13 protein-coding genes are annotated in these 16,214 nt (G+C 40.1%); 3 read left to right on the forward strand and 10 right to left on the reverse strand.

Translation table 11 applies throughout. From position 1 onward, the window contains the following. Positions 1-3: 3 nt before the first annotated feature. From QI031_RS13120 to QI031_RS13140, 5 genes are all read right to left on the reverse strand, one after another. Positions 4-2,175 (reverse strand): GumC family protein, encoded by a 2,172-nt coding sequence (locus tag QI031_RS13120; protein ID WP_281485571.1) that lies wholly within the window; start codon positions 2,173-2,175, stop codon positions 4-6. 247 nt (positions 2,176-2,422) lie between these two features. Continuing rightward, complete coding sequence (locus QI031_RS13125) at positions 2,423-3,817, reverse strand: polysaccharide biosynthesis/export family protein (protein ID WP_281485572.1); 1,395 nt, start codon at positions 3,815-3,817, stop codon at positions 2,423-2,425. Positions 3,818-3,957: 140 nt separating this feature from the next. After that, entirely contained in the window at positions 3,958-4,680 is a 723-nt protein-coding gene (locus QI031_RS13130) for a cyanoexosortase B system-associated protein (RefSeq protein WP_281485573.1), read from the reverse strand. Positions 4,681-5,033: 353 nt separating this feature from the next. Beyond that, a complete protein-coding gene (crtB, locus tag QI031_RS13135; RefSeq protein ID WP_281485574.1) occupies positions 5,034-5,927 on the reverse strand; it encodes a cyanoexosortase B in 894 nt (297 codons plus the stop codon). A 121-nt stretch (positions 5,928-6,048) separates the two neighbouring features. After that, positions 6,049-7,242 (reverse strand): DegT/DnrJ/EryC1/StrS family aminotransferase, encoded by a 1,194-nt coding sequence (locus tag QI031_RS13140; RefSeq protein ID WP_281485575.1) that lies wholly within the window; start codon positions 7,240-7,242, stop codon positions 6,049-6,051. Positions 7,243-8,042: 800 nt separating this feature from the next. Here QI031_RS13140 and QI031_RS13145 point away from each other — a divergent pair. Continuing rightward, positions 8,043-9,593, forward strand: a complete 1,551-nt coding sequence (locus QI031_RS13145; protein WP_281485576.1) for a GAF domain-containing sensor histidine kinase — start codon at positions 8,043-8,045, stop codon at positions 9,591-9,593. A 350-nt stretch (positions 9,594-9,943) separates the two neighbouring features. Continuing rightward, positions 9,944-11,371, forward strand: coding sequence for an IctB family putative bicarbonate transporter (locus QI031_RS13150; RefSeq protein WP_281485577.1), 1,428 nt, complete (start codon positions 9,944-9,946; stop codon positions 11,369-11,371). Positions 11,372-11,454: 83 nt separating this feature from the next. Here QI031_RS13150 and QI031_RS13155 read toward each other — a convergent pair whose 3' ends face one another. Both QI031_RS13155 and smpB read right to left on the reverse strand, forming a co-directional pair. Beyond that, positions 11,455-11,730, reverse strand: coding sequence for a WGxxGxxG family protein (locus QI031_RS13155; RefSeq protein ID WP_281485578.1), 276 nt, complete (start codon positions 11,728-11,730; stop codon positions 11,455-11,457). A gap of 173 nt (positions 11,731-11,903) precedes the next feature. Continuing rightward, a complete protein-coding gene (gene smpB, locus QI031_RS13160) occupies positions 11,904-12,371 on the reverse strand; it encodes an SsrA-binding protein SmpB (protein ID WP_281485579.1) in 468 nt (155 codons plus the stop codon). 838 nt (positions 12,372-13,209) lie between these two features. On the opposite strand from smpB, the gene QI031_RS13165 reads away from it, so the two are divergent. Beyond that, a complete protein-coding gene (locus QI031_RS13165; protein WP_281485580.1) occupies positions 13,210-13,893 on the forward strand; it encodes a response regulator transcription factor in 684 nt (227 codons plus the stop codon). A gap of 205 nt (positions 13,894-14,098) precedes the next feature. Here QI031_RS13165 and QI031_RS13170 read toward each other — a convergent pair whose 3' ends face one another. The 3 genes from QI031_RS13170 to murB form a co-directional block, all read right to left on the reverse strand. Beyond that, entirely contained in the window at positions 14,099-14,584 is a 486-nt protein-coding gene (locus QI031_RS13170; RefSeq protein WP_281485581.1) for a low molecular weight protein-tyrosine-phosphatase, read from the reverse strand. An 85-nt stretch (positions 14,585-14,669) separates the two neighbouring features. Then, a complete protein-coding gene (locus tag QI031_RS13175) occupies positions 14,670-15,017 on the reverse strand; it encodes a YbaB/EbfC family nucleoid-associated protein (protein WP_281485582.1) in 348 nt (115 codons plus the stop codon). Between the two features lie 153 nt (positions 15,018-15,170). Further along, the gene (gene murB / locus QI031_RS13180) at positions 15,171-16,163 is read right to left on the reverse strand and encodes a UDP-N-acetylmuramate dehydrogenase (protein WP_281485583.1); all 993 of its coding nucleotides are present in this window, start codon (positions 16,161-16,163) and stop codon (positions 15,171-15,173) included. Positions 16,164-16,214: the final 51 nt, after the last annotated feature.

Below are 16,214 nucleotides of genomic sequence, written 5' to 3' on the forward strand. Positions count from 1 at the left end.
CTGTTAGTTTTTGCCAGCACCAGCCGAAACTTCTTCTGAATCTTCTAAATGAGATGAAGAAACTAATGAGGTTTCGTCTGAAGAAGGCACAAAAACGGCAATATCAGCACCATTAGTAATTCCACCCAACAGCCCCAGTTCAGCTTCAACCAATTGATCAATAGCTTCACCTAACATATTTTCTTGTGTGTAGTTGGGTCGTGCTACAAGAACTATGCCATCACTATAGGGCTGGATTAATAAAGGATCATTGGATACGCTCAGAGGGGTAGTATCCAAAATCACAAAGTCATAACGTTCGCGGGCATCCTCTATCAGTCGCCGCATTTCACTTGATTCAAGGATGGCAGCAGATTGACGCACCGGCCCAGGACTGGGAATTATGTATAAATTTTCTACATCAGGAACTAAGCGGATACATTCACTTAACCTGGCATAGTAGCGTAGAGGTTCAACACTAGCATCAGGGTCAGGAGTAACCTTCAAAGATGTAGCACGAGAGGGCGATCGCAAATCTGTTTCAATAATTAAGGTTCTTTTGCCAGCACGGGCGGTAGCTATACCCAAGTTATAAGCACTTACAGTCTTACCTTCTTGGCTAATGGTACTGGTAATCAGCAGTACTTTCAAATCTTTACCACCAATTCGGCGTAAATTGCTGCGTAACTTTTCGTAAAACTCTAAATAGGGAGAATCGTGAGACAGTAATATTGGCATTGCTGCTGGATCTACATCCTCAACTGGCATTAAAGGCACTTCTCCCAACAAAGCCACTTCCCGTTGCTTGAAACTGTTGCGGATATCTTCGTGGGTTTTGAAGGTATTTTCTAAAGCCCCCAATAAGAAGATGACACCACCGCCAACTAACAAGCCCAAGAAACTACCAACGCCCAAAGTGACAATGGGATTATTCTGTTTTTTCACATCGGCAATGACAACAGGAAGCCTAGCAATACTGAGACTACTAACGGTTTCTGCTTCTGCGGTCTGAGCATCAGTTAGCTTCGTCTGCATTTGGTCATAAACGGCTTTTTTCAGTCCCACCTCCTGCTCTAAACGCGATCGCTCTAATTGCTTATTAGGTATCTGAGAATATTCTTGCCGTAATTTTGCCTCTTCTCGAATTTGTTCAGCGAATTGTTGTTGTAGCGTTTCTCGTTGAGTTTGTAACGCTACCATCTGGTTGGCTAACTGCTGCCTAGCTGGGTCGAGACTGCTTTGGGCGCGGATACCTGTGACATTATTAGCTAAAGGAGCCGCTGTACCCCCGCCTCCTACAACTTCCGCAGCGCGTTGTTGCAGTAATTCTTCAATTGCTTGTTTTTGACGCTGCAACTGAATCATGTTTGGGTGTTCAGGCCGCAAGTCTTTACGCAGCAAAGCGATTTGCGATTCAGTTTGGTAGATTTGCGATCGCAAGCCAGCCAAAATTGGATCAGCACTCAAAGCAGAGGAAACATAAGCTTGGCCGACATTTAAGCCTAGCTTGTCTTGTAAACTGCGAATTTGGGCATCAATCCCAGAAATAGTTAATTGAATTTGCCGTTGTTGATTTTGGCTACTAGTAACTGCTGCTAATAAAGTACCATTTTCAGCTGCTAATATTGCTGGTCGTTGGATGCGATCGTACTGTTCTAACTTCTTCTCCGCTGCTTGTAGTTCTGACTTAGCCTGTGGTACACGTTCATTGATTTTTTGAATAATTGCTGTTAATCGCCTTGTATTAATCTCACCACTCAGATTAACCATTGCTTGCATTAATTCTTGCAAAACTTCTTGGGCGCGCTTGGGATCAGTATCTTTATATTTAAGATTAATGATTGTAGATGTTAATTCTCCAGCCCTATTTTTTTCTGGCAAATTGAGAGCGACACTTGTGCCAATCGTTTTTGGTTGAACATTAACTTTTGCCGCCACCGATTCAATAATTTGGTCTGATAGCAAAACTTCTTGGCTGAGTTCTTGACCTTGTTGCTGAATTTCACTCCCAGTAGCAGAAAACGATACTGGTGGACGATTGTAAGTGAGTGCGCCGTCTGCTACATAAGTAGTTGGTGGTGCGGGCTGTATGGCAACGACCGTTGACCCTGCTACAACTAAAGCAAAACTGGCTAATCCAATCCATTTGTACTTTTCAAAAGCAATAAAATAGCGTTTAACAATTGGTGGGGTCATGGCAGAAGCATGTATAGCAGGGGACAGGAGATAGGGGACAAGATTTTATAATTAGCTTATATCCTCAATTATCTGACAACATTTATAGAAACAGGCTACAAGTGATACCAACTCTCTATAAACTTGCACTTAATGATTATCCTTTTCTTCCTTGGCGTTCTTGGCGTTCTTGGCGGTTCGTAATTAAAAAATTTAGTGCATCTTCATGAAGAATTGGTATAAGTCAATCTCTTCTTCAACAAATCAACTAATTGGAGCCGCCGCCTAAGAAGTCAAAAAAGCGAATAAAGCTGCGGATATCAAAGAAAGGTCGAGTAATAGTTCCAAGGACATTAGTAATTTTGGCGATTAAGTTGCGACCAACAACAATCACATCATTGTCTTGCAGCGCTACGTTTTGAGCCGCATCACCAGCAAGTGCCTTTTTAGCATCAAGTTTTTGGGTAACAGCTCGACCTCGTTCTGGATCAAAACGAACCAAGGCAATGTCTCGGAGATTGGCAGTATCTAAATTGATTCCTCCCAAAGCATCAACAAAAGTACTACCATTAGGCAGCGCTTGAGTTACAATTCCTCCTGCCGCGTAGTTTAAAACTCGGACTCTAATCTGTGGTACAGCCAAAGATGACCGTGCTACTAAATTGCGATCATAACTGTCATCAGTGCCAACCTCACGCCGTGGTACAACTATGGCATCGCCATCTTGCAAACGTAAACTCGGTAGTGAACCATCATTTTGTAATACTGCATACAAATCAATATTTTGTGAAATTACAGAACCATCAATCAACTTCCGCCGCACTTTTATTTGCCGTAGGTCTGCGGACATCGTAGAACCGCCAGCAGTAAGCAAAGCATCGGCGACACGAGGAGTTGCTGAGGCTACACCATAAATTCCTGGTCGAAATACTTCCCCAGTAATGGTAATTTGTACTGGTCTGGGCGATACCAGTGATACCACCAGCATCGGATCGACCTCAACCTTACTTAAACTCAAGCGAATTTTCTCTTGTGCTTCTTCTAAACTCAAGCCTTGTAAGGATAGTAATCCTACCTGTGGCACAACAATGTTGCCTTCTGGACTAATTTGGGCTTGAAAACTCAAATCCGGACGCTGCCCGATTAAAGATAAAACTATTACTGGATCAATAACATAACGATTAAGCAACGCCCGAATTTTTTCTTGTGCTTCCGACAAAGTTAAACCTTGTAGTGAGACTGTGCCGAGAAGTGGCACAATAATGTTGCCTTCGGGATTGATTGGGGCTTGAAAACTCAAATCTGGAAAGCGCTGAACCACAACACTGACTGCATCTCCTGGTCCTAAACGATAAGGGCCGGAAGGACGTTGAAACACGACACCTATGACATCTCCTGGGCCTAAGAGATAGCGACTAAGTTGAGAAGAAGCTTCGTCATTAGTACCTACAGGTGCAGTATCAGTAGTTGGTGGAGGTGAGGGTAATTGCCTTTGAACAGCACCAGGCGGGAACAAGATAGGCTGCTCTGGCTGTGTTTTTAGAGATGGTAAAGTTTGAGCATTAGCAGGTTTGACAGTAGTTGTTAAGAAAACACCTGCCTGAAAACTCACAAAACACAGGGCGATGAATGCACGCATCTGATAATTGGAAACTATAAACATTGGTGCAATAAAGCTGACTTCAGAATATGTACCGCCGAGTGGTTATTTTACTCTGGAAGTATCTTCTATGTCTCCTTTTGTTGTGCCGCTTTTAACTTCGCACTACATTTTTGAGCTAACTTCCAGTCTATATAACAATTTTATAAAGGACCTGTCATTAATGTAGCTTGTATTGTTTCACCAAGAGACTGAGCTAAAGGCCAAGTAGTTTCCACTTGTCCTAAAGGTTCCATAGGAATGAGAATATTTACAGCTACCCAAGGAGCGCGTTGCTTATGCCATTGTGCAAGTTGGTCTAGCAAGAACCAGTGTATTGGTAAGGGGTTGCCACCATTCGGTAGAGCGTACCATTGCAACGCCGCAAAAGTTTCTTGTCTTGTAGAAACACGAAAAAACCTCGCTTCTACTTTGACTTCAGCTTTTAATTTTGCAGTTTTGGTCTGTTTGACAGTGAATTGAGCTGAGCGATATTGAGCTATGTCCCATTTCCCCCAGCGAGATCTTCCCCAGCCATTAATTTCAGTCCACTCGACCTCTGGTTGATCCATCGGCCCGTTTTGCGGCAGTAAAAGTAATATTGCTTGGGCTTGAGAATTTTCTTGCTTAAGAACCTGTAACGACCATCTGTGTTCGCCAACTAATTGTTCGGCTTGGTCAGTAGTTTGCCAACCAGGAAGAGTTAAACCTTTATTACGTATCTGTTTCAATTCCTTGAGGCTAGTGACAGGCGGTGGTTGTTTCCATTGCCAGTGTCCTGTCAAATATCCAGGAACCCCTCCTATGACTAACAACAGTAACAATAATAAAAGCACCGCTACATGAGACAACTGCTTTTTCTGGAGAAACTTAGATAAAGAAAGCATCAGTAAAAATTGCAATGTTTACGCAAGATTTTACTTGAAAAAATAACACTCTGAGTTCCGTAAAATTAACACTTGCTAACTGTCTTTACTAAAATCTGACTTGTAGATTATCAAAGGATGAATTTTCAATCAGAGTACTCCAAGTAAAAAATACCCAATTGTCATTGCGAGCGTACCCTTACAGGGAAGCAAGCTACGCAAAGCGTCTATTACAGAAGTGAAGCAATCGCCAAGACTGGGATTGCTACTTTTCGAGAAATCCTCTAGGTGACGGATTTGAATCATTTATTTTTTAGAACACTCTAATCTTTTTTGTCTTCCTTATAGCCATTAAATCGTTTTAAACCTGAGTTTTAATTGCTATTTTCTTCCTGAATTTCTGAAACTGCTGAAAAATAACTGTTAATCCAATTCAGCAGAGGTACTAATGACAGCAGCATCAAAGCAGAATAAACATCGCCACCCCAACCCTCATGCAGCCATTGAAAAGCCCCTTCTCGACCTGTGCCGTGAAAAAATGTGAGTAAAGTATTACGAATGATATTAGCAATGATACTAATAACGATCGCCACAGATAAAAACCAAGTAGTGGTACGACGCGAAGATAATGCACCAGTCCAATAAAGTAGCATCAAGCTAACGTAGAGAGTAGTAAACAACATTTTTAGTCCTGCACAATAAGGTGCAACCTCTACAATCCGTCCGCCTACGTATATGTTCATTTCATCGACAGTAACTTCCATGCCAAACTGATTGAGAATAAAACCAGCTGTACCTGCAATGAAGTTTTGCAAAGGCAAAGTATAGGGAGCAATCAGGTAAGGTAATGCTGTGGGAGTTGCTAGAAATATTAGTAGTAGAGGAAATCCTTGTAATCGTAAGCCTTGTATGCCCTTGAACCACAAGCACAATCCCGTCAAGATAGTAGGGAAAGATAGATTAACCCACTCTGTAACACCACTCAAATAAAACACTCCCCCTATTAAAAGTAAAATAGCACCCAGAGGATTAGTATTATCTGGTAGACGTTGCCACTTTTTACGGTTCATCCAAATCAGGTAAACAGCAAATGGTAGACCGATAATGCCGTGGCTAAAATATTCGTGTTCTATACTGATACTTTTATACAACCAACCGTTTAACCAATGTAGCAATATAGGAAAATAGAGCAGTACCAAAACACCTAAAATTGCTATATTGACTAATTGTGGCGTGGTTCTATTTTTAATCTGTTGCTGAAGTGCCATAATTTTAAGCAATTTAAAATTAACAATTTAAAAATGGTCAGTTTTTTAATTCCTGACCACTAATTAAAGGCCGTTGTTTGCTGTGAAGCGATCGCTAGCCTTAAGTATTATAAATAACAAATTATCCTACTATGCTGCTAACGGGTGTAGAAGATGAGTTTTCTGTATTTGAGCTTGTCAAAGTTATACTAGCGATCGCTGCTACAACTTCCTTGATTTGACTACTACTTAAACCAGGATACATCGGTAACGATAATATTTGCTTGGCTAACTTTTCTGCTTGGGGAAAGTCTCCTGGTTGATAGCCTAAGTAAGTAAATGCTGGCTGGAGATGACAGGGAATAGGATAGTGAATACCAGTTTGAATGCCATCTGCGTTGAGTTTATCTTGAATTTGCTGGCGTTCTAGTAAACAAGCATCATCAACTTTGATCACATAAAGATGATAAACATGCCCTGTACCACTGTGGTTTTGCATCGGGATAATACCCGCAGATGCTAAGGGTGCTAATTCACTATCGTACTGCTGAGCAATACTCAGGCGATCGCTATTCCATTGGGGCAAATATGGTAATTTCTCTAGTAGCACTGCCGCTTGTAATGTATCTAAACGACTATTCGTACCTGATTCGGTATGAAAATATTTTTGGGATGCACCATAATTTCGCAAACGTACCATCTTTTGGGCTACATCTAGATCTCGTGTCAATAGCATCCCCCCATCGCCAAATGCACCTAAATTCTTGCTGGGATAAAAGCTAAAAGCTGCGGCTATTCCCACCGAACCAGCCCGATATCCCTCTCTTTCGGCTAAATGCGCTTGGGCTGCATCTTCAAAAATTAATAATTTATAGGTTTTAGCAAAGTCTAATAATTGTTGAGGCGATACCATCTGACCATAGAGATGTACAGGAATAATTGCTTTGGTTTGGGATGTAATTGCCCTTGCGGCTGCTTCTAAATCAATTAAAGCTGTTTTAGGATCGCAATCTACTAAAACTGGTTTTGCCCCGGTACGTAATACCCCAATTAATGTGGCGATAAAGGTATTGGCTGGTAAAATTACCTCATCACCTGCACCAATATTACATGCTTGCAAACCGAGAGCGATCGCATCTGTTCCTGATGCCACACCTACTCCATAAGCTGTGCCAGACGCAGCAGCAAATGCAGATTCAAAATCTGCAAGTGCTTGTCCTAGAATAAAGTCTCCTTGTTCCAATACTGTATGAATTGCCTGATATAGCTGAGTTTTAATAGGTTGATGTTGTGAGTTAAAATCTACAAAAGGAACTTTCATAGTTATTTTATTCATTACCAGTTAGCCTCAAAATTAAATATCAAAGCTTGATTTACCAGATCACTAATTATATTTATGACTTAATTATAAATTTTGTGCAAATTATAATAGTGATAAGAATAAATTTGTGTTCTACAAATTATGTTGACCACTAAAAAACAATAGGATTTAAATACATTCCTACTATTGAAAAATTTATATATTCATTGTAGCGATCGCCGCCAATTTAATTGATTACAATTTCATGATATAACGAACTTATTTGATTGAAAATGACTAAATTTTTGATTTATTATAAATTTATTCTAGTTATTTATATAGCTAAACTTTAGACTTAGAGAAATTTAAAATTTGTATTTATCTGATCACTAAACTAACTAAGACTTTTGAGAAATTAGATCCGTTTTTGTACGTAAAAATTAATACGCTATTTTTTAGTATACAGTAAATTTAGGTAAATAAAATTCAAGTATAATAAGCAAAAAGATTTGGTTTGAATATGTCATGAGAATGACATAACATTCGTTTTCTATCCTTAGCGTTATACTACCCTGATCGTATTTAAAACTAACGCTACCTAGTATTAAAATCTAAAGCAATACTGTTTGTACCAGCTTAAAATAGGACAATAGGCATCGGTGAATTGCAACTACTAGATGATTGCACCCCCCATTCACAGAAGAAGTACAAAATTTTTGCTTCAAATTTGTTTATCGATAGCCAAATTGGGGAATGCTTAAAAATAGAAAACCATAACCCGGAAACAGTGGTTATATCAATTACAACATCGAGTAATTATCAAGGTAGCGGCGGCAATGGTAGAGCCTGAAAACAAATTATTTTCCCTAAAAGATGGTTGGGTTTCCCAAGAGACAAGAGAACAGCAACGGCTCAAAGTGTTGTCAGAATTAGGTTTGCGGCAATCAGAAACAATACCCGTCTTTGAAGAAGCAACTCAAACTGCTGCCCATTTTTTGGAAGCGCCAATTTCCATTTTGGGATTTGTAGATCAAGAACGCCACTGGTTTAAGTCAGCGGTAGGCTTATCTAGGTTAGGGTTGATGAATCATCTTGCCCAAAATCGTCACTTATTACGTCAGGAATCATTTTGTACCCAAGTAGTAGAGACTTTGCAAGTAGTTGTAATTAATGACACGCAAAAAATTACAGATTCGATACTTACTGCTAGCAAGTTAGTCCAGGAATATGGCATCCGCGCTTATTTGGGAGCGCCACTGATTGATGCTTGCGGGTATTGCTTGGGTGCATTGGCAGTTATGGATTTAGTACCGCGCAATTTCACAACACGAGATATTGAGTTTTTACAAATCATAGCTCGTTGGAGTATGAGCGAATTTGAACGCAACCGATTGTTGCAAGAAAGAGTAGAAACAACCACTGTCAAAAGTACTCCTATCCTGTCATTTAATGATGGTCATATCAATGACATTAGAGTTACCCCACCAATTTTAGAACAAGAATCTGTTTCTACTAAGCAACTAAAACTGGAACTTTTAGAACAGCTGACTCAGGAATTACGTACACCTTTAACATCAGTGCTAGGCATGGCTGGTGTTTTAGGACGTGAAATTTATGGGCCTTTGACCAACAAGCAGAGAGAATATCTAGATATTATCCAACACAGTGGTCGGTATTTGCTTTCTTTGGTAAATGAAATTACCGAACTGGGAGCGATGGATGAACAGGCAAATGTGCTGAATTTAACTCCTGTCGATATTGAAATGCTATGTCAACAAGCTATAAATACTTTAGAAGAAGTAGCTAGTCGCCGTGAGCAAGACATTCGTCTATCTATAGAACCAGGACATAGCCGCATTTGGCCTTTAGATAAAGACAAGGTACGGCAAATGCTGTATCACTTGGTTTTTAGCGTTATCCAACTTTCTGCCACAGGTAGTATTGTTCGTATTCATGTCTCTTATAAGGAAAATACGCTCAATATTACTGTTTGGGTTTCACATCCTTGGCTGGGAGATGGCATAACTGAAGTTGACCCTTATTTTCATCTAAGTTCTTTATCCCTACTGGAACTTACAGATGAGACAGCAACATACAATACTCATCCAGAAAACCAAGAGAAACCAGTTAGCTGGCCAATAGCCTTAGAGAAGTCACAAAACCTAAGTGTTCCGGACTCGGATGGTTTTAGTATAAGTACCAGCATAGATTTAGCTAAACGGCATGGTAATTTGTCACGCGAAAGTTTGGGTCTATTGCTCAGTTGTCAGTTGGCAGAATTACATGGTGGACAAATTTCAATTCAAAGTTCACCAGAATCTGGACACCGCTATTTACTTTCTTTGCCATTACAACTAGCTATTTCCTCGCCAGAAAGTGAAATTTAGCAATAATATACTCCTATTCAATGCTTTTGAGTACTAAATGGCTGTTTAAATTAACATTGACTGGAAACCTTTGAAATTATAGGTAACTGCTATTAACGATTCACAAGGGCATAAATATAAAGATTCCTCAGTAGTTATTATGCTAAATTGACGTAGCAAAATCTCGAAAAGGTAGATATACAAGGAAAATCATGCTTATTAACGAAGACAATAGCTTTATATTGCCTCTTTCCCCTGTTCCCGATTCCCTCTTAAAATTTGCAATCTGCGTTATTACTTTTTTATAATCACCTGCATTATGATTAAGTCCAAGTTCTGCGCGGGCGTGCTAGTTGATCACAGCGGGTTTTATGAATTTAGTCTGGCAACGATTTACTTTATCTTATTTACCACTCAAAGAATATCTTGCTACTAGCTACTTACATCGTTTTTCCGTTGGGCTGTTACGCCCTTGGCGGCAAAGCAGCATTTTAATACAGTGGGGAGATGCTATAGCAGCTGCTTTACTCAGTCTGGTATATACTCTTGCTCCTTTTGTATCCAGTTCCCTAGTAGGGGTATTGCTGGTAGCTTGTGTGGGATTTTGGCTGTTATTAACATTATCTGATGAAGCAAGATCAGCAAATAATTCTTTAGTTACCCCCATTCACCTATTAGTTTTGCTCTACTGGGGTGTTGCTGTAGTAGCTACAGCATTGTCACCAGTGAAGAAGGCGGCGTTGAATGATTTGGCAACATTGACACTTTATTTGTTGCTGTTTGCCCTTTGTGCTAGGGTACTAAGGCTTCCCCGCCTCCGGTCTTGGATTATCACTATCTACTTACATGTATCGCTAATTGTCAGCATCTATGGGTTGCGGCAATGGTTTTTTGGAGCTACAGCCCTGGCAACTTGGGTAGATCCAGAATCTCCTTTATCTAAAACAACAAGGGTCTACAGTTATTTAGGCAACCCCAACTTATTAGCTGGATACTTGATACCAGCAGTAGTTTTAAGCTTAGTTGCAATTTTTGCTTGGCAAAGTTGGATCAAAAAAGCTTTAGCATTGACAATGCTAACTGTGAATGCAGCTTGCTTGATTTTGACTTTTAGTCGTGGTGGCTGGATTGGTTTATTAGTAGCAATTTTGAGTGTGATGGCATTGTTAGTTTATTGGTGGAGTGTGCAAATGCCTCCTTTTTGGCGTACTTGGTCACTGCCAATTATGTTAGGAGGTTTGATTGGGGTATTGGTGTTAGCAGTGATATTTGTAGAACCTTTACGCATCCGTGTTTTCAGCATTTTTGCAGATCGCCAAGATAGTAGTAATAATTTTCGCCGGAATGTTTGGGATGCCGTTTTTGAGATGATTCGCGATCGCCCCATTATCGGCATTGGACCTGGTCATAACGCTTTTAACAAAATTTATCCACTCTACCAACATCCTCGCTACAGTGCTTTGAGCGCTTATTCGATCTTTCTAGAAGTAGCTGTAGAAACTGGCTTTATCGGTTTAGCTTGTTTTCTCTGGCTAATCATTGTTACCATTAATACAGCATTTATGCAATTACGAAGATTACGAGAATCCAGAAATATAGAGGGATTCTGGTTAATTGGAGCGGTTGCGGCTTTACTGGGTATGTTGGCTCACGGTACAGTAGACACTGTCTGGTTTCGTCCTGAAATTAATAGTCTTTGGTGGCTAATGGTTGCCTTAATTGCCAGCTACTGGATGCCTTTAAATCAAAACCAATCTTCAGAACTATACTCACAAAACCAAGAACCTACAATCAACTAAACATTAATTAAGTCGTCAGTTGTTTTTCTTAATAACTGACGACTATAAAGTTTGTAAATCATGAATTGTCAATTTTGAATAGTTTAGTCTCTGTAGGTAGTGGCTCCAGGAGCGCTAGGATCGCGATAACGAGTTGGTTCGTCACTACGCTTTTTACCAGCTAACCCAGCTAGACCTAAAAGACCAATTAATCCTAACCAACCCCAATCAAAATCCTTGCGTTCATAAACCGTCGTCCTGGGAACAGTTTCAACTCTTGGTTCAGTCACTTGGGCTTTTGCGGGTAGAGTTAATGGCAAAATTGCTATACTCAAAGCCAGAAAACCAGCACCCACTGCTTTGGTGATATTGTGTGTCATAGTAAGTTCCTTGTTCCTTCCAAGTTACCCACAACTTTATCGATTGCCCAAAAAACCTAAATCAATCTGTGGCTATAAACCAAGCATTGTTTTAACTCACGCTGAAGATATACAAAGGTTTTCTACTTTAGTCTGTTTCTCACTCTGATGTGGTAGTTAGATTCGACAAGTGGTTAATAATTTTTCATTGCTCGTTGAATATCACGTTGATCTTGACGACGTTTCAAGTCTTCTCGTTTATCATGAAGCTTTTTACCTTTGCCAAGAGCTATGCTCACTTTTACCCAACCACGTTTGAGATACATCTTTAAAGGTACTAATGTCAAGCCCTGTTGTTCTACTTTGCCAATCAGCTTACGGAGTTCTTGACGATGCAGTAAAAGTTTACGCGTACGACGCGGTTCATGGTTAAAATATTGACCACTAGCATTGTAAGGCGAGATATGCACATTGATTAACCATGCTTCACCTTCACGAATTAAAGCATAACCATCTTGGAGATTAACTCTACCCGCACGAATTGACTTGACTTCAGTTCCCGTCAACTGAATACCTGCTTCATAGGTTTCCAGAATTTCATACAAATAACGGGCTTGACGGTTGTCACTAATAACTTTATAACTTTCGCTCTTGTCGCTCATTGAGAATTTTACGTGCTTGAAATTTTGCTTAAAAAACCGTTGGGACTATCTTGTGAAATTTATAGAGGACACTAAACCACTATAAATGCTTAACTAGATATCAGTGTTATTCTATTAATCTAGCTTTTCTAAGTTCTGAATTAAAAGTTTTCCAGAAAATTTTGCCACTGGAAAATAATTTATTACTTAAATATTAATTTACATTAGGGTAAGTAATAGCTCAACATAAGTAGGTCGGTGTAAATAATTATTGTTGTAATAAGGCAGGGGGCAGGGAGCAGGAGAGAAGTGCGGTCTTGGGGTTTCCCCCTCCGGGTTCGGCAGTCCCTCTTTGTTGGAACAACAAGACCGGGCTGCCTCACCAAGTGGAGCAACTTCAAAGAGCAGGGGGAGAAAGCGTTTGAGCCTTATTTACTTTTCTTTACATAGTTTGGTTTTATTGCATCGACTTACTTATAGCAATCCGATTTGATTAATGAACATATTTGCGTAGGGAGGGAACGGGGAACTCTTAACGGGGAATAGGAAAAAAGGGATTTAGGGGTGTACTAAGTTTTTCACCAAATCAAATATGAGTCCTATATATGTAATTATGGTTAAATTATTAAGAATTACAAAACTCTCTATACCTGCTCGAAGCTAGAGTCTCAAGGTACGATCCATTTCGTAAACCTTTCCTAAAGATTTAAGATTTTCTTTATAAATAAACCTTTAGGCAGTACGAGTTAGTAATCCTGTCATAGTATGAAACATAAGAATACTATTTTTTGCCTGTGTTCACTCGTGAAGCTTGTGAAAGTAAATTTCTGAGTAAAAGAATGTTAGGGATGTATTATCCATGCCCTTGACGATCCTTGTAGTGGATGATGATTTGGGAACTCGTCTGTCTATTAGTGATTATCTTGAACTGTCTGGCTATTCGGTAATCACGGCTAATGACGGTCAAGAGGCTTTGGCAATGGTAGATGAGTGTCATCCTGATTTAATCGTCACGGATATTGTGATGCCACGAATGAATGGCTACGAACTGGTGCGTCAGGTGCGTCAACAACCGCCTTTCCGTTTATTACCTGTAATTTTATTAACAGGGCGTACTAAGACCCAAGAAAGAATTTTAGGCTATCAATCAGGGTGCGATTTGTATTTGCCTAAGCCGTTTGAATTAGAAGAATTAGCAGCAGCAATCCGCAATCTTTTAGAGCGATCGCAAATCATTCAATCTGAATACCGCTTTTCTCATAAAGAGAACATGGGCAGTACTACACCAACAAAAGCGGTAGATGCCCATCATTATTTATTCACTCATATTCATCAGTCCCAATTGATAGCATCTCTAACTTCCAGAGAACAGGAAGTATTAGAACTTTTGACTCACGGTCTATCTAATGCTGAAATGGGTCAGCAGCTCCACCTTAGTCCGAGAACAGTCGAAAAGTACGTTAGTAGTTTATTAAGAAAGACCGAAACCAGTAACCGAGCAGAACTAGTGCGTTTTGCAATTAAGCATGGTCTAGTTGAATAAAAGTGAAAGGTTCAGGATTTACGCAAGTGTCACAAAAAATAAAATTTTTTTGCTTGTAGTAAGGGCTACCCTACGGAAACGCTCCGCGAACAGCGCTTATTTTGAGGACTAAAGTCCTCACTACAAACTTAAAATAATATGCCAGTTGCGTAAGTTCTAAGGTTAAAAGGAAAGAGCAAGAAGAGATAACTAATAACTTTCTACTTCAAGCTTCTGGTTGCTGGCTAGTAATGTATTTGAGCAGACCTTCACAAGCGTCAACAAGCAAATCAATCACTTGATTAAAACCCTCTGTCCCTCCGTAGTATGGATCTGGAACTTCCTTGAGGGTGTGCTGAGAACAAAATTCACATATTAAATATACTTTTTTATGATATTGCCCTGTTGGATCAAGAGTCAGAATATCTTCATAATTTTCTCGATCCATTGCCAAAATCATATCAAATTGCTGAAAATCAGACTTTTGAAACTGGCGAGCATGACCGCGTAGTTTAATTCCCAACTTTGTAGTAGCTGCTGTATTCATACGTCGGTCAGGTGAGCTACCAATGTGATAGCTAGATGTACCAGCAGAATCACAAAAGATATCTTCACTCAAGTCAGCCTGGTCGATTAAATAAGTCATAATATTTTCTGCCGATGGTGAACGGCAGATGTTACCCAAGCAGACAAACAGCAGCTTATAAGGCATAAATATCTTGCTTAGTATCTGTCAAAAGTCAATAGTCCACAGTCCATAGTCTCATGGTTTCTGACTATTGACTATTGACTATCGACTAAAATCCAGGTAGTTCCAGTCCACTAGTCAAATCTTCCATACGTTCCCGCATTGTCGCTGTGGACTTATTATAGGCATCTTTCATTGCCACTGTCACAAGGTCAGAAAGCAGTTCTGCTCCTTGTGCTAAAGCATCTGGAGCAATTTCTACTCGCTTAGGTTCTTGGTTGCCACTGACAATCACCTTGACTAGACCACCACCAGCTTCTCCTTGAATTTCCATTTGCTCCAATTCTTCTTGGAGTTGCTTTGCACCTTCTTGAACTTGCTGAGCTTTTTTAAAAGCTTCGGCTAGTTCTTTCATTTTTCCTAAGCCAAAACCAAATCCTTGTCCTTTTCCGGTCATAATTAATTATCCGCGTGTGCGTTGATTAACAAGTCAAATTCAATTATAGATGCGGTAGGCAATTTGCCTCTTTTGTTACCAATAATTAATGCTAGGTATAGGATATGTTAGAGCATTGGGTAGATTATTCCTGATTCCCTAATCCCTAGTCCGTCAACACACTGCTTGAAATTCTCCAATCATTTTGACTTCTGGTTCTAATAAAATCGACCAATTTTCTTGTACTTTTTCCTGGATATGATTGATCAGGCAAAAAATATCGCTGGCCTTTGCTCCACCACGGTTGACGATAAAATTAGCATGAAGTATTGCCACTTGAGCTCCACCAATCTGGTAGCCTTTTAGACCTGTTTGCTCAATCAACCACCCAGCAGCATAAGGTTTGGGATTGCGAAATACACTGCCACAACTGGGAAAATTGTAGGGTTGGGTAGTTAACCGATGCTGTTTGTGTTCTTTGGTGATTGCTAAAACTTTTGCGGGATCAGCACCTGGTTGGAGTTGAAAAGTTGCTTGGGTAACAATGCGATCGCTGCCTTGCAGTGATGAAGTACGATAGCTATAGCCGATCTCGTCCGGGGTCAGATTTTCTAGCGTACCATCCGGTAAAAGTACTTGAGCGCTAACTAACATATCTGCGATACAGCTATTGTGCGCCCCTGCATTCATTACGACCGCACCTCCGACTGTTCCAGGGATACCCACAGCCCACTCTAATCCTTGCCACCCTAATTGTGCTGCTTCCCAAGCTAGGCTAGGAATTGATTCTCCCGCAGCGACAGTTAATTGGCCTGTCTGAAGGTCAAAATGGCTATAGCGCAGATGACGAGTAGAAATGACTAAGCCTGGTAGACCGCGATCGCTAACCAATAAATTAGAACCTGCTCCCAGTGTTGTTACTGGTAAATCGTGTTCTTTTGCATACTCTAAACTTGCTTGTAATGCTTCTAAATCACGGGGAGCAGTGTACCATTCAGCTGCTCCCCCAACTCTATATGAAGTAAACGCGGATAAAGAAGCTTGGGATTTAATCACACAATCAGTACCCTGTAAGTGAATTATTTTACTTTGTCCTGAATTATCTGTTTCTTGCTTTTGTGTAGTCGAAACTGTGCAGACGTTTCCGGCTGCCTGGGAGATTTTCATCTTACGTCAATTTGTGAAATTTTACATTTATCTGCTGTAGTAAATACAGCA

Source organism: Halotia branconii CENA392 (assembly GCF_029953635.1).
GTDB lineage: Bacteria > Cyanobacteriota > Cyanobacteriia > Cyanobacteriales > Nostocaceae > Halotia > Halotia branconii.

What these genes read in the sequence shown, in the direction of transcription:
- QI031_RS13120 (WP_281485571.1), bottom strand. Translation starts at nt 2,175, where the DNA reads ATGACCCCACCAATTGTTAAACGCTATTTTATTGCTTTTGAAAAGTAC.
- QI031_RS13125 (WP_281485572.1), bottom strand. Translation starts at nt 3,817, where the DNA reads ATGTTTATAGTTTCCAATTATCAGATGCGTGCATTCATCGCCCTGTGT.
- QI031_RS13130 (WP_281485573.1), bottom strand. Translation starts at nt 4,680, where the DNA reads ATGCTTTCTTTATCTAAGTTTCTCCAGAAAAAGCAGTTGTCTCATGTA.
- crtB (WP_281485574.1), bottom strand. Translation starts at nt 5,927, where the DNA reads ATGGCACTTCAGCAACAGATTAAAAATAGAACCACGCCACAATTAGTC.
- QI031_RS13140 (WP_281485575.1), bottom strand. Translation starts at nt 7,242, where the DNA reads ATGAATAAAATAACTATGAAAGTTCCTTTTGTAGATTTTAACTCACAA.
- QI031_RS13145 (WP_281485576.1), top strand. Translation starts at nt 8,043, where the DNA reads ATGGTAGAGCCTGAAAACAAATTATTTTCCCTAAAAGATGGTTGGGTT.
- QI031_RS13150 (WP_281485577.1), top strand. Translation starts at nt 9,944, where the DNA reads ATGAATTTAGTCTGGCAACGATTTACTTTATCTTATTTACCACTCAAA.
- QI031_RS13155 (WP_281485578.1), bottom strand. Translation starts at nt 11,730, where the DNA reads ATGACACACAATATCACCAAAGCAGTGGGTGCTGGTTTTCTGGCTTTG.
- smpB (WP_281485579.1), bottom strand. Translation starts at nt 12,371, where the DNA reads ATGAGCGACAAGAGCGAAAGTTATAAAGTTATTAGTGACAACCGTCAA.
- QI031_RS13165 (WP_281485580.1), top strand. Translation starts at nt 13,210, where the DNA reads ATGCCCTTGACGATCCTTGTAGTGGATGATGATTTGGGAACTCGTCTG.
- QI031_RS13170 (WP_281485581.1), bottom strand. Translation starts at nt 14,584, where the DNA reads ATGCCTTATAAGCTGCTGTTTGTCTGCTTGGGTAACATCTGCCGTTCA.
- QI031_RS13175 (WP_281485582.1), bottom strand. Translation starts at nt 15,017, where the DNA reads ATGACCGGAAAAGGACAAGGATTTGGTTTTGGCTTAGGAAAAATGAAA.
- murB (WP_281485583.1), bottom strand. Translation starts at nt 16,163, where the DNA reads ATGAAAATCTCCCAGGCAGCCGGAAACGTCTGCACAGTTTCGACTACA.